The sequence below is a fragment of the Streptomyces sp. NPDC004721 genome, from assembly GCF_053601495.1.
The window spans coordinates 38,829-55,790 of the sequence record NZ_JBSGBZ010000014.1 but is presented as its reverse complement, the minus strand read 5'-3'; the positions used below and the strand labels follow the sequence as shown (position 1 = coordinate 55,790).

15 protein-coding genes and 1 pseudogene are annotated in these 16,962 nt (G+C 68.1%); 10 read left to right on the top strand and 6 right to left on the bottom strand.

The window, feature by feature from the left end:
- Nucleotides 1-623 precede the first annotated feature (623 nt).
- Nucleotides 624-1,031 (top strand): DUF6153 family protein, encoded by a 408-nt coding sequence (locus tag ACWEK3_RS15345; RefSeq protein ID WP_453249861.1) that lies wholly within the window; start codon nucleotides 624-626, stop codon nucleotides 1,029-1,031.
- A gap of 75 nt (nucleotides 1,032-1,106) precedes the next feature.
- On the top strand, nucleotides 1,107-2,744 hold the full coding sequence (locus ACWEK3_RS15340) for a multicopper oxidase family protein (RefSeq protein ID WP_453249860.1): 1,638 nt from the start codon (nucleotides 1,107-1,109) through the stop codon (nucleotides 2,742-2,744).
- Nucleotides 2,745-3,086: 342 nt separating this feature from the next.
- Here the strand turns inward: ACWEK3_RS15340 and ACWEK3_RS15335 are convergent, their stop codons facing one another.
- Complete coding sequence (locus tag ACWEK3_RS15335) at nucleotides 3,087-5,030, bottom strand: SpoIIE family protein phosphatase (protein WP_453249859.1); 1,944 nt, start codon at nucleotides 5,028-5,030, stop codon at nucleotides 3,087-3,089.
- 548 nt (nucleotides 5,031-5,578) lie between these two features.
- Here ACWEK3_RS15335 and ACWEK3_RS15330 point away from each other — a divergent pair.
- Nucleotides 5,579-6,421 carry a hypothetical protein gene (locus tag ACWEK3_RS15330; protein ID WP_450546030.1) on the top strand — a complete coding sequence of 281 codons (843 nt, stop codon included), beginning with the start codon at nucleotides 5,579-5,581 and terminating at the stop codon, nucleotides 6,419-6,421.
- Between the two features lie 518 nt (nucleotides 6,422-6,939).
- Here ACWEK3_RS15330 and ACWEK3_RS15325 read toward each other — a convergent pair.
- Both ACWEK3_RS15325 and ACWEK3_RS15320 read right to left on the bottom strand, forming a co-directional pair.
- Nucleotides 6,940-7,644 carry a hypothetical protein gene (locus tag ACWEK3_RS15325; RefSeq protein ID WP_453249858.1) on the bottom strand — a complete coding sequence of 235 codons (705 nt, stop codon included), beginning with the start codon at nucleotides 7,642-7,644 and terminating at the stop codon, nucleotides 6,940-6,942.
- A gap of 673 nt (nucleotides 7,645-8,317) precedes the next feature.
- Nucleotides 8,318-9,085: a TetR/AcrR family transcriptional regulator gene (locus ACWEK3_RS15320; protein WP_453249857.1), complete on the bottom strand. Its 768-nt coding sequence runs from the start codon at nucleotides 9,083-9,085 to the stop codon at nucleotides 8,318-8,320.
- Nucleotides 9,086-9,223: 138 nt separating this feature from the next.
- On the opposite strand from ACWEK3_RS15320, the gene ACWEK3_RS15315 reads away from it, so the two are divergent.
- Nucleotides 9,224-9,775, top strand: a complete 552-nt coding sequence (locus ACWEK3_RS15315; protein WP_453249909.1) for a TetR/AcrR family transcriptional regulator — start codon at nucleotides 9,224-9,226, stop codon at nucleotides 9,773-9,775.
- Nucleotides 9,776-9,886: 111 nt separating this feature from the next.
- On the opposite strand, the gene ACWEK3_RS15310 is transcribed toward ACWEK3_RS15315, so the two are convergent.
- Nucleotides 9,887-10,843, bottom strand: a complete 957-nt coding sequence (locus ACWEK3_RS15310) for a hypothetical protein (RefSeq protein ID WP_453249856.1) — start codon at nucleotides 10,841-10,843, stop codon at nucleotides 9,887-9,889.
- Between the two features lie 278 nt (nucleotides 10,844-11,121).
- On the opposite strand from ACWEK3_RS15310, the gene ACWEK3_RS15305 reads away from it, so the two are divergent.
- Nucleotides 11,122-12,195 (top strand): MFS transporter, encoded by a 1,074-nt coding sequence (locus ACWEK3_RS15305; protein WP_453249855.1) that lies wholly within the window; start codon nucleotides 11,122-11,124, stop codon nucleotides 12,193-12,195.
- Nucleotides 12,196-12,484: 289 nt separating this feature from the next.
- Nucleotides 12,485-13,435 (top strand): LuxR C-terminal-related transcriptional regulator, encoded by a 951-nt coding sequence (locus tag ACWEK3_RS15300; protein ID WP_450546040.1) that lies wholly within the window; start codon nucleotides 12,485-12,487, stop codon nucleotides 13,433-13,435.
- A 37-nt stretch (nucleotides 13,436-13,472) separates the two neighbouring features.
- On the opposite strand, the gene ACWEK3_RS15295 is transcribed toward ACWEK3_RS15300, so the two are convergent.
- The gene (locus tag ACWEK3_RS15295) at nucleotides 13,473-14,726 is read right to left on the bottom strand and encodes a hypothetical protein (protein ID WP_450546042.1); all 1,254 of its coding nucleotides are present in this window, start codon (nucleotides 14,724-14,726) and stop codon (nucleotides 13,473-13,475) included.
- A gap of 123 nt (nucleotides 14,727-14,849) precedes the next feature.
- Here ACWEK3_RS15295 and ACWEK3_RS15290 point away from each other — a divergent pair, with 123 nt between their 5' ends.
- Nucleotides 14,850-15,008, top strand: coding sequence for a hypothetical protein (locus tag ACWEK3_RS15290; RefSeq protein WP_450546046.1), 159 nt, complete (start codon nucleotides 14,850-14,852; stop codon nucleotides 15,006-15,008).
- Between the two features lie 79 nt (nucleotides 15,009-15,087).
- Here ACWEK3_RS15290 and ACWEK3_RS15285 read toward each other — a convergent pair.
- Nucleotides 15,088-15,240, bottom strand: a pseudogene (locus ACWEK3_RS15285) (cold shock domain-containing protein); the annotation flags it as partial.
- Here ACWEK3_RS15285 and ACWEK3_RS15280 point away from each other — a divergent pair.
- The 3 genes from ACWEK3_RS15280 to ACWEK3_RS15270 all read left to right on the top strand — a co-directional run bounded on the left by ACWEK3_RS15280 (nucleotide 15,239) and on the right by ACWEK3_RS15270 (nucleotide 16,833).
- Nucleotides 15,239-15,421 (top strand): DUF6233 domain-containing protein, encoded by a 183-nt coding sequence (locus tag ACWEK3_RS15280; protein WP_450546044.1) that lies wholly within the window; start codon nucleotides 15,239-15,241, stop codon nucleotides 15,419-15,421. The pseudogene ACWEK3_RS15285 and the gene ACWEK3_RS15280 sit on opposite strands and share 2 nt — an antisense overlap.
- Nucleotides 15,422-15,769: 348 nt before the next feature.
- Complete coding sequence (locus tag ACWEK3_RS15275) at nucleotides 15,770-16,078, top strand: hypothetical protein (protein WP_453249854.1); 309 nt, start codon at nucleotides 15,770-15,772, stop codon at nucleotides 16,076-16,078.
- Complete coding sequence (locus tag ACWEK3_RS15270; protein WP_450546902.1) at nucleotides 16,075-16,833, top strand: SDR family NAD(P)-dependent oxidoreductase; 759 nt, start codon at nucleotides 16,075-16,077, stop codon at nucleotides 16,831-16,833. Before ACWEK3_RS15275 ends, ACWEK3_RS15270 begins: the two co-directional genes overlap by 4 nt.
- The last annotated feature ends 129 nt before the right edge of the window (nucleotides 16,834-16,962 follow it).

The window sequence follows — 16,962 nt, the reverse complement described above, 5'->3', positions numbered from 1 at the left end:
GTTGGTGACGACGAAGGGGGTACCGCAGCAGGAGCCGGAGTTCGTCGCGGTCGTCAAGGCTTCTCCCTCGGGTGTGTATGCGTGGGGTGTCGACGAGAAGGGCGCGGTGTCCCGGCCCTCCCGACCGATGACAACAGCATACCCCCTGGGGGTATTTCGGGGTCGTGACGCTACCCACATGGACTGCTTGCCTCCGGCCTCGCGACGTCCGTGCCGTACGCCGGTGAGGCGCCGAACGACCGCCTGCTCACCGAGACCGTGACCCGCCGCGCCGTGCGCTGCGCACCTCGATCCGCGCCGACTGCCCGCGAGAGACCCCTCCCACGGCCCAGGTCCCGCCGCCCACCGAGCCTCCGTCGCCACTCTTACCAACGCCGGACGCGAGCAGCTCGCGGCTTGGACAAGAGCAGGAGGTTCTGCCTCGGCTTGATTGTGGGCGGCGGTTGATCCGAGGGTGCCAGGCCGGGCGCTCCAAGCCGTCGCCTGCCGGGAAGGCCGGGGAGACGGCTGCGATCTGCACGGCATCCTTTGAAGCAAGGGAGCAGTAGCCCACCGAGCCGTAGGTACCCCTGGGGGGTAGTATGCAATTCTGCTGATCGACCAGCACGGCATCGGTGGAGCCCATGACGAGATGGACAGCTCATCACGGCGGCACAGCCGTCCGCTGGACGTACGGGGTGTTCCTCACCCTGTGCGTCGTACTGGCCGTGCTCGTCCACCACGAGACGATGGCGATGGGCTCCTCGTCCTCCATGCCGGGGGCCGCCCATGCCGTACACGTGATGCCGGACGGCGCCGCACCGTTCATCTCTGACACCTCATCATGTAATGCCGACTACGGCGCCTGTTCCGGGCCCGGCATGCAGCACTGCACGACGGCGAATGTCGACTCCGTGCAGCTTGCCGTCCCCAGCCAGAGCGCGTTCGACCCTCTCGCCTTCTTGCAGCGAGCAGCGGAAGGCCGCACGCCTTCCACGGCGGTCGGCCGCGCCCCGCCCGATCTGTCCGTCCTCTGCCAACTGCGCCTGTAGGCCGCGCCGGACGACGCGTGATGTGTCGTCCCTCCGAGGCCATGTCGCAGCTACAACACAGAGGACAACAACACAATGAACAGCATCAACCGCCGCTCCGTCCTGCTCGCCGGACTGGGAGCGGCCGGCGCTGGCGCGCTGGCCGCGTGCAGCAGCGGCTCCACGAGTGGTAACGCGCTGGTCAACCCGTCCGGCTCGGCGGTCACCGCCGCCGAGAGGAAGCGCGAGAGCACGGGGCGGCAGCAGAAGCTCGCCCTGACCGCGGCACCCGCCGTGATCGACCTGGGCGGCGGCGTCATGCCCAAGACCTGGACCTTCGACGGACGCGCCCCGGGCAAGGAGGTCCGGCTCTCCGTCGGCGACACCCTCGTCGCCGAGCTGTCCAACCAGCTCCCGAACAAGACCACCACCTCGATCCACTGGCACGGCCTTGCGCTGCGCAACGACATGGACGGCGTGCCCCCGGCGACCCAGACCGCGGTCCGGTCCGGCTCCGCCTTCACCTACAAGTTCATCGCAGACACCCCGGGCACCTACTTCTTCCACCCGCACGTCGGCGTCCAGCTCGACCGCGGCCTGTACGCCCCTCTGATCGTCGAGGACCCCAAGGAGCCCCTCGCGTACGACGACGAGTGGGTGATCGTCCTCGACGACTGGGTCGACGGCGTTACCGGCACGCCCGACGAGGTCTTCGCCGAGGTCAAGCAGGGCATGGGCGACATGGGGCACATGGGCGGACACTCAGCCTCCAGTAGCAGCTCGCCGTCCGGCGGTATGGACCACGGCGGTATGGACCACAGCGACATGGGGCGCATGGGCGGTATGGACATGAGTGAGTCCGCCTCGCCCTCGGCCTCGCCCGGCGGCATGTCCATGAAGTTCATGCACATGGGCGCCACCAGCAAGCTCCTCGGCGGCGACGCCGGTGATGTGAAGTACCCACACCACCTGATCAACGGCCGAGTGGCGAACGAACCGGCCGTCTATTCCGGCAAGCCGGGCAAGAAGGTGCGGCTGCGAATCATCAACGCCGGCTCGGACACCGCTTACCGGGTCGCCCTCGGCGGCCACAAGCTGACCATCACCCACACCGACGGCTTCCCGGTCCGGCACCAGGAGGTGGACGCGCTGCTCATCGGCATGGGCGAACGCTACGACGTCCTCGTCACCCTTGGCGACGGTGTCTTCCCGCTGGTCGCCCTGGCCGAGGGCAAGGACGCGAACGGCCTGGCCCTGATGCGCACCGGCTCGGGGAGCAAGCCGTCCGCGACCATCCGCCCGAAGGAACTCGACGGGAAGATCATGACGGCGTCCCAGCTCCGTGCCGCCGACGACGTACGACTCAAGACCGCCAAGACCGACGTCACACACCAGATCAGGCTCACCGGCGGCATGGCGAACTGCGACTGGGCCATCAACGGCAGTCCGTTCGACATGGCCGACCCCGAGGCGAACCCCATCCTCATCGAGGAAGGCCGGCGCGTGAGGCTCGACTTCGTCAACGACACCGACATGTGGCATCCGATGCACCTGCACGGCCACACCTACCAGGTCGGCGCCTCCGGGCCACGCAAGGACACCGCGATCGTACTGCCCAAGCAGAAGATCTCCGTCTTCTTCGACGCCGACAACCCCGGCCAGTGGATGCTGCACTGCCACAACGCGTACCACGGCGAGGCCGGGATGATGGCGAGCGTGGCCTACCGGGCCTGACGGTCGACGTTCGCTGTCCGGGCGGGCTCATCGACTGGCGATCGATGGGCACGTCCGGACGCGCATGAAGTTGAAGGTAGCTACCGGCCCAGTGTGGAGCCGCGGGGAAACGGAAACCGGACCGATGAGTTCTCGTGGGTCGCACGGTCTCCAGTGGTCCGGGGCGGCAGGCGTCTCGGGCCTGAGGAAGGAAGTGCAGCGGACGCCGTACCTAAAGGTAGCGAGTGGGCCAAGCATGACGTAACGCCCGGTTCCACCGTCTTCTGCGCCGGCTTTGTCGACGAGAACAGAACTCCTGGACAGAGCCACTGCGCAGCCGCGGGAACCGCGGCGGTTGAACGGTCATCCTTGACGAGACGAGGCAACGTCCTCAGGGAGCGACTGCTCCACCCAGATGGTCTTGCCGAGGCCGGAGTATCTTGTGCCCCAGCGCCCGGTGAGCTGGGCCACCAACATCAGCCCGCGTCCGCCCTCATCGAAGATGCGGGCCCGGCGCAGGTGCGGGGCGGTACTACTGGCATCGGAGACCTCGCAGATCAGGTTCTGGTTCCTGATGAGTCGCAGTTGGATGGGCGGAGCCGCGTAGCGTATTGCATTGGTCACCAACTCGCTGACCACTAGTTCGGTGATGAAGGCCAGTTCGTCCAGGTGCCATGTGTGAAGTTGACGGGTCGCCCACGATCGAGCCTCGGCGACGGCGGCCGGATCAGCGGCAATGTGCAACGTGGCGATCTGGTCGGCGTCCAGCATGCGGGTACGGACGATGAGCAGCGCGACATCGTCCGTCAGCCGGTCCGCGAGCAGCGCCTTCAGGACAAGGTCGCAGGTGGTCTCGAGCGAGGGCACAGCATCGCCCAGAGTGGTGCACAAGATCCGCAGGCCGACGTCGATGTCATGGGTGCGGGCCCCGATCAGCCCGTCGGTGTAGAGGGCAAGGAGGCTTCCCTTGGGCAATGCGCGATCGATGGACTCGAACGGCAACCCGCCCACGCCCAGTGGCGGGCCTGTGGGCAGGTCGAGAATGTGTACCGTGCCGTCGGGCTTCATCAGAGCGGGTGGGGGGTGCCCTGCGCTGGCAATTGAGCACCGGCCGGACAGCGGGTCGTAGATCGCGTACAGGCATGTGGCACCGAGATCACTGATGGCCGCCTCAGCTTCGGATTCAGGCCCGGTGCTGAGCCGGATGACCAGGTCGTCCAGATACGCGAGCAGCTCATCAGGAGCCAGATCGACTTCGGCGAGGGTGCGCACCGCCATGCGCAGCCGGCCCATGGCAGCAGACGCGTGGATGCCGTGGCCAACCACATCTCCGACGACGAGTGCGACCCGAGTGCCGGAGAGTGGGATCACGTCGAACCAGTCACCGCCGACCCCCGCGTCCGAGCTGGCCGGCACGTAGCGTCCAGCGACCTCCACGGCCACCTGCTCGGGGAGCCCCTGCGGCAATAGGCTGTGTTGAAGAGCCAACGCAGCGTTGGCCCGTTCAGCTTCGGCGCGCGCCTTCTCGGCGGCAGCTTCGGCCCGCTTGCGATCAGTTATGTCGGTGGAGATAGCGCCGACGGCGTATGGCTGCCCCAATGCATCGCGAAGTGGAAACTTGATCGACAGCCAACTGCCGGCCTTGTCGATGTCTGTCGCGGGCTCCTCTCCCTCGATCGCTTGGTTCCTGGCCAGCACCTCGGAATCACGCTCTACGTACGCGAGGGCAACTTCACGGGGAAAAAGGTCGAAGTCAGTCTTCCCGTACACCTGCTCGCGCGGGAAGCCGAATCGGCGCTCGAACTGCTTGTTGACGAGCAGGAAGCGGCCTCGGGCGTCCTTGATGTAGATGAGGGCCGAAGAGTAGTCCATGATGTCCTGCAGGCGGCGGTTGTCCTCGCGCAGCGATCGCTCGGCCGTCTTACGTTCAGTCGCGTCATACAGCTGTACGGTGGCTCGCAGGTGTTCGCCCGGCAGGCACGCCGCCTTCAACTCCAGGATCAGTGCGGCGCCGTCCGGCTGCCGTGTCGCTGTGCAGAGGACTGAGACGTCCTCGCCTGCAGCCAGCGCACCCAGCGGATCGTCTTCTCCGGCGTACAGCTGGACGAGATCGGTCAGGCGCTGCCCGACCAGTTCTTCTTCACGTCGTCCTAGCAGGTCTCCCAAGCTCCGCGACGCGAGCAGGATCCGTGAGGATTCCGGGCCATCGAGCGCGACCAGGGCCATCGGCACGGGCGCTGCGGCGAACGCAGCGCGAACCACCCCGTCGGCCTCCTTATCGGGATGACGCCTGGACCGCTCTGCCACGACAGTTCCCCATCCGTACCATTGCCACCGAATTCCAGCCTCCGCATGCTGCCCGTACAAGTATCTCGCGGACTCAACCACACGGCGTTTCGTCCCGGCGGGTGTGCTCGGTCCGGAGTTAAGGTGCCGCTCCAATTCGGGGTTGAGATCACCGCGGCGTGGATCAAGCTTCTGAGCTGTGGGAGTGGGTTTCGAAGTCGCGGGTGAGGCCGCTATATCTGCGCAATGCCGGCCTGGCCCAACTGCTGATGCAGGCCGTATGTTCGTCCCTTATCGCGCCGCGATCCCAGCCGGGTGCGAAAGGTTGCACGGGCTTCGCAGGCGACTCAAGGCGATGCAGTACGGGCACGGCATCCTCGGCGGATTCCTCGCCGGGACGGGCCTCGCTCTCGAAAGACCGGACTGACTCCAATGAACTTCGATATCGCAGTACAGCGCGCTGACAACGCCGGTTCCCGGCCGCACCGTGCGCCTGCTTCCCGGGACGTACGGCGGGAGTCTCCGCCCGTACGACGACCGCGGCGCCCGTCGCGTCGAAGCTGACTCCCATGGACCACCACGGAACCCGTACCCCCGCCGGCATCGCCTCGGCGCGGTCGGCCGGCGCTGCCACCAGCCTGCGCCCCAGCAGCCGGACGAGCGCACTGTGGCACGCTGCCCGGCCCTGCGAACGCCTCTGCTACGCGACCGGCGCCGTCCTCGCGTTGTCCGGCCTGGCGCACCTGGTGGTGTTCGCCGTCGACGGCGGCCCCTGGGACGGCCCCGTCTCCTGGCGCAAGCCCGTCACGTTCGGGCTCTCCTTCGGGCTGACGCTGATCGCGGTCACCTGGGTGACGTCATACCTGCGCATCGGTGCGCGGGCCCGCGCCGTCCTGCTCGTCGTGTTCGCCGCGGACTGCGTCGTGGAGGTCGCCGGGATCACCCTCCAGGCATGGCGCCATGTGCCCTCGCACCTCAACACCGAGACGCCGTTCGACACCATGGTCGCGATGACGCTCGCCGTGGGCGGCGGTGTGCTGGTCGTCGTGCTGTCGGTGTTCGCCGCCGCCGCGTTCCGGCACCGGCCGGGCGGACCCCTGGGCATGGCGCTCGCACTGCGCTCCGGGTTCGCGATCCTGATCGTCGCGCTGCTGTCGGGCGCCGCGATGATCGCGCGCGGGGTCGTGCTGTCCCGCACCGGTCACCAGCAGGCGGCGTACCACTCCACTGCGCCTCTCAAGCCGCTGCACGGGGTGAGCCTGCACGCCGTGCTGGTGCTGCCCGCAGTCGTCTGGCTGCTGTCCCGCACCTCATGGAGCGATGCCGCAAAGCAGCGGATCATCTACGTCGCCGTCGGCGGCTACACGGCCGCCGTGCTCGGCGCCGGGGTCTGGGCGACACTCACCCGGTGAGCCCCGGGGGTCGTCCGTGACGTCGTACCGCTTCACACGTCCCCCCAGGAAGCCGTGCAGCGTCGCCACCGCGGTGACGGAGATCAGCGCGCCGACCACGCCGAGGAGGATGGTGCCCGCGACGACCGACCCGAAGGCGACCGCGGAGTGGATGCCCACGGACCGCGTGGTCAGCTCGGGCTGCACCATCACGGCGGGCGAGAACCTGCTGCGGTGCTTCCTCGACGAGCCCCATGTCCTGCCGGCCGCCGAGCGGGGAGCAGGGCGCACGGCTGGAGGCGATGGCGCGCACAGGCCGGGTTGCATGCTTGACCACGGTTCGCCCGTGAGTACGACGTCACTTCGTGGGACGGCCCGCCGGCCGTGAGGGCGGCGGGCCGTCGAGGTGAGGGGCCGGAGGAATTCACTGGCCTGATGAAGCGCGGCTCTCGTCGTGTGTAGCTCCCGCAGTGTGTAGCTCCCGCACCCGATCGTGGGGATTCCCAGTGGACCCCGTAGGCGGGAAGCTGTTGGGCCCATCACTCGCGAGGGGTGGTGGTGAGCGGGAATCCTCCGTGGCCGCCGCCCCGCATGTCCTCCATGTCGAGCGGGTCCGCGTCGGCCCGGATGGCATGGACATCGAACCCTCCCTGGCCCGCGGGGGCGTCCTTGGCGGCACTGATCCGGTACTCCACGGTGCGAGTGCCGTGGGCGGGCAGGTCCCGCGCACCGGAAGCGCCGGTCAACGGCTGGTAGTCGTTGGCCACGACCAGCTCGACGGGGTGCCAGTCGCCATCGGGGGCCTCGCGCCGTTCCACCGTCAGCTTGGGCGACCGCTCGCCCGCGTAGTTCCACTCGACCTGCGCGGAGAGCGCGATGTCGCGGAGTGCCTTGCCGGTGGTGTTGCAGAGCTTGACGAGGACGGTCTGCGGTTCGCCGCCAGGGTGGACGGTGATGCCATCGCGCGGGCTGGCGACCGTGGTGATCAGGTAGCCGTTGGTCTTGTCGGCAGCGGTGAGCTTTGGACAGGGCTTGCCTTGGAAGGCCGCGAAGCCGGGGTTCGGCGAGCTCTTCGCGGCCGCCGGAGGGCTGTGCGTCCGCGTCGCCTGCGCCGAAGCACCGGGCGAGGGATTGCCCTTGTCCCCGTCTGCCGAGGCTGACGGTCCCTCGCAGGCGGTGGTGAAGAGAATCACCGCTCCTGCGGCGGCGACGGCGAATCTGGCCCAGCGCCTGTCTGCGTGCACGGATGTCCCTTCTCGTGGATCCCTGGTTGATGATCACGATGCCTGAGGGCCGCGCATGATTGCGCCGCGGGGGGTGCCGTGACCGCCTCAGCGGGAGCGGACGGGCCCGCCTGACCATCGGGTAGGACACGTCGGCGCCGTGCCCGGCGACAGCATTTGTCGGTGAGTTCGGGGTTCTGGCACAGATCTTGGGGAGTGGTCGCGGAGGGTCACTGAAGCAGGATCATCTATCTTTTTGATGCGATTCACGGCGCCTTCGGTACCGCTGGAGCTCCAGTGCAGGGTGAGTCCGGCTGTCACGGCGTCGAGGTCTCGAAGCAGGTGGAGGACGAAGTTGGTGAGGCCAGGCAGTTGGCTGGCACCGACGGCGTCGATCCAGGCGGGGAGCCTGGCTCCGAAGCGGCCCGTGAGCATCTCGCGCGATCACCATCCCGTGAGGGTCGTCCGCTTCCGGGACGAAGACTGGCCCTTCCTCCGCGAGCCGGTGCAGGACATCGCACGCCGAGTGCACCGTCGCCTTCAACGCAGACCCAGGGACCCCGCATGGGTAGTCGACGCAGAGTGACGGAGCCCCGCACCTCATCCTCCTGAATACGCGACACCTCAACATGCGAGCCCACCAGTCCCGGGGCCGGGATCGGTGTGCGCGTGCGGCCCGAGTGGAGCCGCATGGTCAGTTCCGGACGGTGCCGTCGATGAGCACCTGGACTCCGTCGAGGAGGCGGTCGAGTCCGAAGGCGAGGGGATCGAGGTCCGTGGCGGCGAACGCGCCCTCGGCGAGGGCCTTGGTCAGCGCGGGGAACCGGTCGGCGTGCCGGTCGATTAGTTCGCCGGTGAGACGGTTCCACTCTCGGTCGTGCTCCTCGTCGAAGTCGACCAGTTGCTGGGCGAGGTTGCGGACCAGTCCGAGGGCCAGCAGGAAGACCTGGTGGCGCTGGGGAGCGGTGAGGCTGGTCGGTTCCAGCACCGCCAGCGCCGCGTCCAGCCACTGGAGTTGGTGGGGGCCCATGACCTGGCGGCGCATGGCCACGGCCGCCAGTGCCCAGCGGTGGGTCTCGTACACCCGTAGACACTGCCGGGTCCACTCCCGCATCCCGGCCCGCCAGTCATCGCCCGCGACGGCCGACAGGTCGGGCCCCTCGGCCAGCACCGACTCCACCATCAGCTCGACGAGTTCGGCCTTCCCGGGCACATAGCGGTACAGGGCCATCGCGGAGACACCGAAACTGGCGGCGACCTTGTTCATCGACACGGCGTCCAGCCCCTCGGCGTCGGCGAGGTCGACGGCGGCCGCGGCGATCCGCTGCGGGGACAGGCTGGGCTTGGGCCCGCGGGTCGGCCGGTCCTGTTCCCCCCACAGCAGCGCGAGGCTCGCGCGCAGGTCGCGCGCCTTGCCCTGGTCCGCACTCCTGCTGCGGCTCTTGGTACTCGCCTTCGGCATGGCCATCCCCTCCAACTCCATCTTCCGCGGAGTCTGTTGACTCCCCCTCCAGCTGTATATACCGTAAACCGAAACAGCATCTGCTGATGCCTTAAACAGTTTAGGGGGACAACTCATGCACCTGCCGCACGGCGCGTCCTGGAGGCCGCCGCGAGGCTGTTCTACGAGCGCGGCATCCATGCCGTCGGGGTGGATCTGATCGCCGCCGAGGCCGGGGTGACGAAGAAGACCCTCTACGACCGGTTCGGCTCGAAGGAGCAGATCGTCGTGGAGTACCTCGCGGATCGCGATGAACGCTGGCACGCCTTCCTCGCCCAGTGCCTAGACGCCGCACAGTCGGCGTCGGCGGCGCGCGTCCTGGCTGTCTTCGATGCCTCGCGCGCGTGGTCGGCGAAGAACAGTTCCAAGGGGTGCAGCATGGTCAACGCTCACGCCGAGATCAGCGATCAGTCTCACCCCGCCTACCCGATCATCACCGGGCAGAAGCAGTGGATGCTCGCCCTGTTCACCGACCTCGCCGGGGACATCACCCCGGACGGGGCCGACCATCTGGGCCGGACGCTCATGCTGCTTCACGAAGGAGCGCTCGTCGCGCACGGCCTGAACATCTTCGCGGACCCCATCAGCCATGCCCGCGAACAGGCGCAAGCTCTCCTTGCCGCCACGGGGGACTCCGCAGCGAAGAGGTGAGGCGAGATGACCGCTACGGCGTTCAGTTTCCTGAACGCATGATGGTCATCTCTGCTCGGATGCTCCCCGAACCCCAGCCGCCTACCAGCACCGGACAGGTGGAGTGCGGCCTCATTCGCTGGTCTCCTGGAGTTCCTGGGGATGGGTGGACTGCCATTGCCCAGGGGTCAGGATCCGGGTCCGCTCGGCGAGGCGGCGCAGGGCGGCGAGGGCGCTCTTGTCGAGGCTCGCTCCGCTGTAGCCGACGTAGGCCACCACCCCGGGCGCGGGCTCCCAGGCCAGGACACCGTTGCCGTCCAGGGCCGAGGTGACCACAGCCGGATGGCCGTGCACGGTGCCGTACGGCCGGGCGTCGGCCTCGTACAGCTGGTCCTCGATCCCACCGCAGCGGGCGGCGGCTTGGGTGAAGACCAGGCCGTGGCCGAGCGCGTCGGCCTCGCCAACCTCGTCCGCCCCGTAGCGGGCCTCGGTGACGTGGCTGGGGCGTGCGGTGCCAGTTGACGTCACCGTCAGCCCGGGCGCCGCAGTGACCGCAGGCCGGCCGGAGACAACGGTGGTCGCGGCGGCGATGCGCAGCACCTCGGCCAGGGGCAGGTCACCGCGGACGCGCGCGTAGGCGCCGGCGAGCGGCCAGACAACCTCCCCCTCACGGGCGTACCCCGTCACGTCGCCCACCTTCACGTCCCGGCCCAGGCTGAGCTTGGACACGGGGAACGTCACCACCGCGCCGCGGCGGGCCAGCGCACCGTCCTGGCGCCGTACGGTCACCGTCCACGGACCATTGTGCGCCGCAGGATCGAGCCGGCTGAGCGTGTAGCCCCGGGCCGGGGATACCCCTGTGATCACCAGGCCCGGTGTCCGCCCGATCAGGACCGTGGCATCCGGCCCCGGTGCGAACGAGACGTCCGGCCCGGGCTCGACGGGGCTGGGAAACGGTGTCGACCCGGACGGTGAGGGTGACAACGCACTGGGCAGTTCAGCCTGTTCCGGGGAATCGTCTCCGCCCACCGCGACGATGCCGACCACCAGCGCGGCGATCAGGACCAGGGCCGCCCCGGCCACGATCATCCAGCGCGGTGGTCTGCACGGTGGCCGGTCAGGCCCCCCACTGAGTACGTCCTCCATCTCCATTTCGCCAGTCTGCGGCACACAACTTCCGCCGTACACACGCCCATTGCGCCCCCATGCCTTCAGCTCAGCGTGCACGCTGAGCCTGCGCTGGCAGGCGGCCCGGCCAGCACATCCCGCTCCGGCGGCGGACACGGGCGAAAGCGGCCGCAGTGCGAAGGCCAGGCCCGTCAGGGAAGCAGAGCCGGTAGTGGCCAGCACTGGAATGGATACCCCGGGTGGCCGCGTTCGGTATCGCCGGCACCCTGGTGGACCGCAGCGGCGCGGCGATCGTCTGCTTCATCGCCTCACTGACCCGCGCCCTGCTGGTGGCGGGCGCCGGTGTGGCGCTACGCCTGGTGCCGCCCGGCACGGCCGAGACCGTCACCGTCATGGCACTGGCCGCTGTGACCGGGGCACTGACACAGTTCAGCTTCATCGCCAACGAAGCGGTCGGCGCCGTCGTCAGCCGGCAAACCCAAGGGCAGACCCACAAGGTGCAGTCGGTGCTGATCGGCATCGACCAGACGGCCACCCTGGTCGGCCCTGCGCTGGGCGGCGTCCTGCTGCTCACCGGCCCGACACGCATGCTGGCGTGCTTGAGCGTGCTGTCCTTCCTGTCCGCCGCACTCGCCCTGCAGACCCCGCCCACTCCCCTGCGCGCCACACGCCGTGACGAACCGGCGCCGGGCGGTGGCCTGCGGGAAGGATGGCAGACCCTGCGCTCCCTGCCGTCCCTGCGCCGGCTGGTGGCCGGACTGGCCTGCTCCAACCTCACGCTCGGGCTGCTGCAAACGGCCAGCCCCATCCTCGTGGAGGACCGCTTCGGCCACTCCCCGGCCGCCGCCGGCGCGCTCTGGTCCATCGCCGCGGCCGCCACCCTGGTCGCGGTCGCCTGCTGCCGGGCCGGCCTCGACCGGCTCGGCCTGTCGGGGGTCGGCGTCATCAGCGCAACCATCGCGGCCGCCACCTGCCTCACCGTGCCCCAGGCCCCCTCCTACACCGCCTACGTCACCCTCATGGCCCTCTTCATGGCCGCCGACGGAGGACTCACCGTCGTCCTGCGCACCCTCCGCTCGCAGGTCATCCCACCCGCGGCCTTCGGCACGACCCTCTCCCTGACCATCCTGCTCCTACTCCTGCCCTTCCCCCTCGCGGGCATCCTGCTCGCCCTCACCCCACCGCCCTACCTGAACAGCCTCATCGGAGCATGCGCCCTGCTCCAGGCACTCACCCTGCTCGTCACCTTCCTACGACTGCGCAACGACCCCGCCCTCCGAGCCAGGACACCGCCACCCCGCCACCAGGCCTGACGATCCATTCAGCGTGAGGCGCCGACCGGTACGGCACCCGACCACGGGCACCGCGCGCCCGACTTCTCGTCTCGATTGCCGGGCCGGCACCAGCTTGCGGAACTGCCGCCCGTTCAGTCCCGCGAACAAGCCCACCCACTGCGGCTCAGCCGCCGTCACCACCACACCCACACCAAGATCATCACATGCGTGATCAGGGCTTACGGGAGATCATTTAGTCTCCGTATGCCGAGGCAGACGAAGCGTCTGGTAGAAAGCCTCAGTGAACCCGATGGCTGCGTACCCTCCTGTGAGCGCGCTCGATGAGGACGTCGACCGTCTGTATCGGGTCTGCATCCGGACTGGTGCTGCGACCCTGGACGCTGTTGCCAGGCACCTCGCTTGGACGACCGAGGCCACGCGTCGCCGGGTCGATCGGCTGCGCGAACTGGGCCTGATCGAGGAGGTCGATGGTCGGATCAGCGCATTGCCACCCCGTGGGCTCCTGCGCGGTCTTGCCGCGGATCTCGAATCAGCGGCGGAAGATGCACGGAGACGGGCGAGCGAATGGGGCTCACTCTGGCAGCAGCATCGCGAACAGGCGTCATATCTCGAGGTTCTCGGGAGTGACGGTGCGGCTGCGGCCGCCGACGATGAGCTACTCAAGTCCGCCCGTGAGGAGGTGCGTGCGCTGCAGGTCGGCCCGATCAGCGTGCCGATCCGAGATATCGCTCCAGCAATTCCTGACGGGTTCTTCAACGCGAGCAGACGGGGGGTGCGATTCCGCGTGATCTATGGCATCGACATCCTTCGGGACCCGGATGGCCTGGCAGCGGTGCAGAGCTGCGTCATGGCAGGCGAGGACGCGCGTGCCTTCGCCGAGATTCCGTTGAACCTCTCGATCGCTGATGACAAGCTTGCGTTGATCACCTTCGCCGGTGACGCGCTGAACGCCCGCAATGCTGTGCTCGTGCATCCGTCGGGGCTGCTGGATTCGTTGAGTGCGCTCTTCGAGTCGTACTGGCGGATGGCGTCCCCGATATCGCCCGCGTCGACCAGGTCAGGCGGTCAGACCTCCGATGACGACAATCGTCGGTTGCTCGCCTACTTGAATGCCGGACTCACCGATGAAGCCATCGCCCGCGAACTCGACGTGAGCGAGCGCACCGTCGGGCGACGGATATCCCGCCTTCAGGACATGCTCGGGGTGGCAAGCCGCTTCCAACTCGGCAGCCAGGCGGCCCGCCGCGGGTGGGTCTGATCAGCTCGGACCAGTCCAGCCGCGGCGGGCGAACAAATCACTCGTTGTCGGGCGCGACGATCTCGGGAAACGCGGTCTCGAAGGCCGCGTCGAACTCGAGCGCCTGCAGCTTGTGGCCCTGGTCCTTTGCGCCGTCGACGATGGAGACGGCGAACTGCGCGCTCTTGAGCCGCTGGTTGGGCGTACCGTGATGGCTGTCCATATAGAAGTTGCAGTCGCCGACGTTGTAGAACGACGCCTCGACGTCCAGGGTGCGTTGTGAGTTGAGCGCGGAACCACGAGCGTGCACCAGGTAGTAGGTGCCGAAGGCGTCGGCCATCAACTCGGTGCGGCGAGTCGCCTCGGGTCCGGTCAGCGGTGACTCGAACAGGTTCTTCGCGTACTGCACCTGGTGACCGTACTCGTGCGCCAGCACACCGAGCGGAGCAGCTTTGTCCTGCAAGCCGATCCCGCGCATGCCCTCGAGCACACCGTCTCCGACGATGATCCTCTTGGTCAGCCCGAACTGCTCGATGTCTGCCGGCTCGGGGGCGAACGCGAAGGCGTTGAAGGTGAAGTACGGGCTGTCCCCGCCTCGCAGAGCGGGCTCATTCAGCACGATGGCCTGGACGACCTCCGCATTCGCGCGGGCGGATTGGGCGTCGAGCCCGAAGACCTCGACATAGACCCGCGTGATGCGGTCCAGGTCACGGTACGCGTCTCCATGCATCGGGATCAGCTGGACGTCGGATCCGTCGAAGTCCCAGAAGCGCTTCAGACCGGTCATCTCACGATTGAGTTCGGTCGTGTAGCTGCCGTCGGCGCCGAAGTAGTTGGCCTTGCTCTCCTGACCGAAGACCAGTGCATCGTAGGTCGGGATCTGGTCGCCTCCCATCACAGACAGCAGCAGCATTCGGAATCCGTTGACCCCGTTCATCTGGGCGCTGAGCCAGTCCTGCACCGGAGTGCGGCCGCACTGATAGTCACCGGCGTTGATGGCACTCTGCGCTTGCGCGTACCAGGTGGTGTCGGCGAGGCCGAATCGCTTGCTCTGCGTCGCGAGGCGGCTTTCCCAGTCCGAGGGCAGCCTGGCGGCCGCCGCGCGGATCTTCGCCTCGAGGTCTGCGGAGTAGCCGCTCTCGGAGAGCAGCGCGTCGATCGTGGACTGTGTGGATGGTGCGGATGTCGAGGAGGACACGGAAGTGCTGACAGCGTCGGCGGCATCTGCGGCCGTCGCGGATGGGCTGAGTGCCAGGGTCAGCGTGAGTGCGATTCCTGCGACGAGGGAGCAGGCGGCGGGCTTCTTCATCATTCGGTGTCCTCATTCCAGACGGCGATCGGCGGCGGCGCCGAGAGCCTGTGTACGCAGCGACTTTGGCGTACGGCATCGTCGCCGGGAAGAGTCCGGCCGTGACGACATCCGGCAATGGCGGGAATGAGACAGGGGAAGCACCGAAGCCTCGCCAAGACCAGCCTCCAACACCAGCTCACCGGCGCCGCCGTCAACCTCATCCGCAGCACCGCCTGGCTCACCGACGAACCCCACGCACGAACCCGCACCAGCCCCCTGACCGCGCTCAGCCCCGCCGCATAACGACGGGGCTGAGCAACCAGGCCCGCCAACAGCATCCCTCTACGACGCCGGGCCTTTCGGGCGCCGGGATCAAATAACGGATGTTCTCCTTCTGGGGACCCCTCTGGCCCTGGGTGATGGCGAACTCCACGTTCTGGCCCTCCTGCAGCTCGCGGAAGCCTTGGGCGGCGATGTTCGAGTAGTGGGCGAAGACGTCCGGGCCGCCGCCGCGGCCGGCCACACCCGACTGGATCCTCGAAGACGGCCTGAACCGCGACTCACCGCCCGTCGCCGTCCACGTCGGCGGCCGCCATATGGCAGGCAAACGCTCGAAAGGCGTACCCCGGGACGTCGCCCTACGAGCACTGACCGAAGGCATCGAGGCCTGCGGGCACTGCCGGCCCGACGCTGAGCTCGGCCACCTGGATGGCTAGTGCTGTGACCGGAAAGGTTTGCCGGAAAGCTCGCGGCGTCCGGTGCTGGGGGTACCTCCCACGCCCTTCAGGCAGTGGGGGAGCATCGCAAGGCGGAGCATCGCCCTCGTACTGGATGTACTCGGGTGATGCGACAACGCGGCGTGGGGGTACCCCCGGCCGAAGGCTGGGGGAGTGCCGTGCCGGGCGTCGCGAGCCGGTGAACCTTTCCGGTCGCAGCACTAGGCGCTGCGACGGGCGGAACGACGCCAGGTACTCCGCCGCGGCGCTTCGTGCCCGTTTACGACGGACGCGGCGATCGGGCTGGTCGCAGCGGCCGCCGGCCTGCTACGGCTCGGCCTCCTCGACGTGCCCTACGCCGGGCTGCTCATCTTTCCCTTCGGAGCCGGTGTGGCATTCGCTGCCGCCACGCTCGCCGCGATGCAAGATGTGAACGAAGACCAGAGGGGCCTTGCGGGCGGGCTGCTGAACACCGCCATGGAAATCGGCCCTCCTCTCGGTCTCGCGGTGCTGGTCTCTCTTGCCACCACCCACTCACATCACCCGTCAAACGGCTATGCCTTCGCTCTACGCATCGCCGCAGTCGCCCTGCTCATCACCGCCCTGTTCTCGGCGTCTCCGCGCCGCACCAAGAAAGTAAAGGAGAATACGGAATGACCACACGTTTCACTGGCAAGGTGGCCCTCATCACCGGCGGAGGTTCTGGCATCGGCCGGACCACCGCGCTTGCCTTCGCCCGGGAAGGCGCGACCGTGGTGGTCGCCGGGCGCAGCATCAACCCGCTCGAGCAGACCGTGAAGCTGATCAAGGATGAAGGTGGCCAGGCCAGCGCCGTGACCGCTGACGTCTCTTCCTCCCAGGACATCACCCGGCTGGTCGCGACCACCGTGGAGCGTCACGGCGGCCTGCACATCGCGTTCAACAACGCAGGAATTCTCGAGGCCGGACCGCTCGCGGACATGGACGAGGCGAACTGGGACCGCCAGTTGGCCGTGAACCTGACCGGCGTCTTCCTCAGCATGAAACACGAAATCGCCCACATGCGCGTCCACGGCGGCGGCGTGATCGTCAACACCGCCTCCAACCTGGGTGCGCACATGCGGCTGCCGTTCCTCGGCGCGTACGCGGCCTCCAAGGCGGCGGTGAGCGCGCTGAGCCGGGCGGCTGCAAAGGAGTACATCCAGAAGGGCATTCGAATCAACGCGTTCAGCCCGGGCCCTATCGACACACCCATGTCTCTACGGCCAGGCGAGACCGAGGACGACCGCACCGCACGGATGAAGCACGCACTGCCGATCGGCCGAGTCGGAACACTCGACGAAGCGGCCTCCGCCGTGCTCTGGCTCGCATCACCCGAGGCGGGCTTCGCCGTCGGCCACGACCTCGTCCTCGACGGGGGTGCCACCGCTTGACCTGAAGGTGGAAGTACCCAAGCGGCCGCCCACCCGGTGACCCGGTTCCGGGTGGGCGGCAAACGAATGAGTGACTTACGTGAAACGCCGTCAGAACTCGCTTCCGTGACCCTACGCGACCGCTCCCCA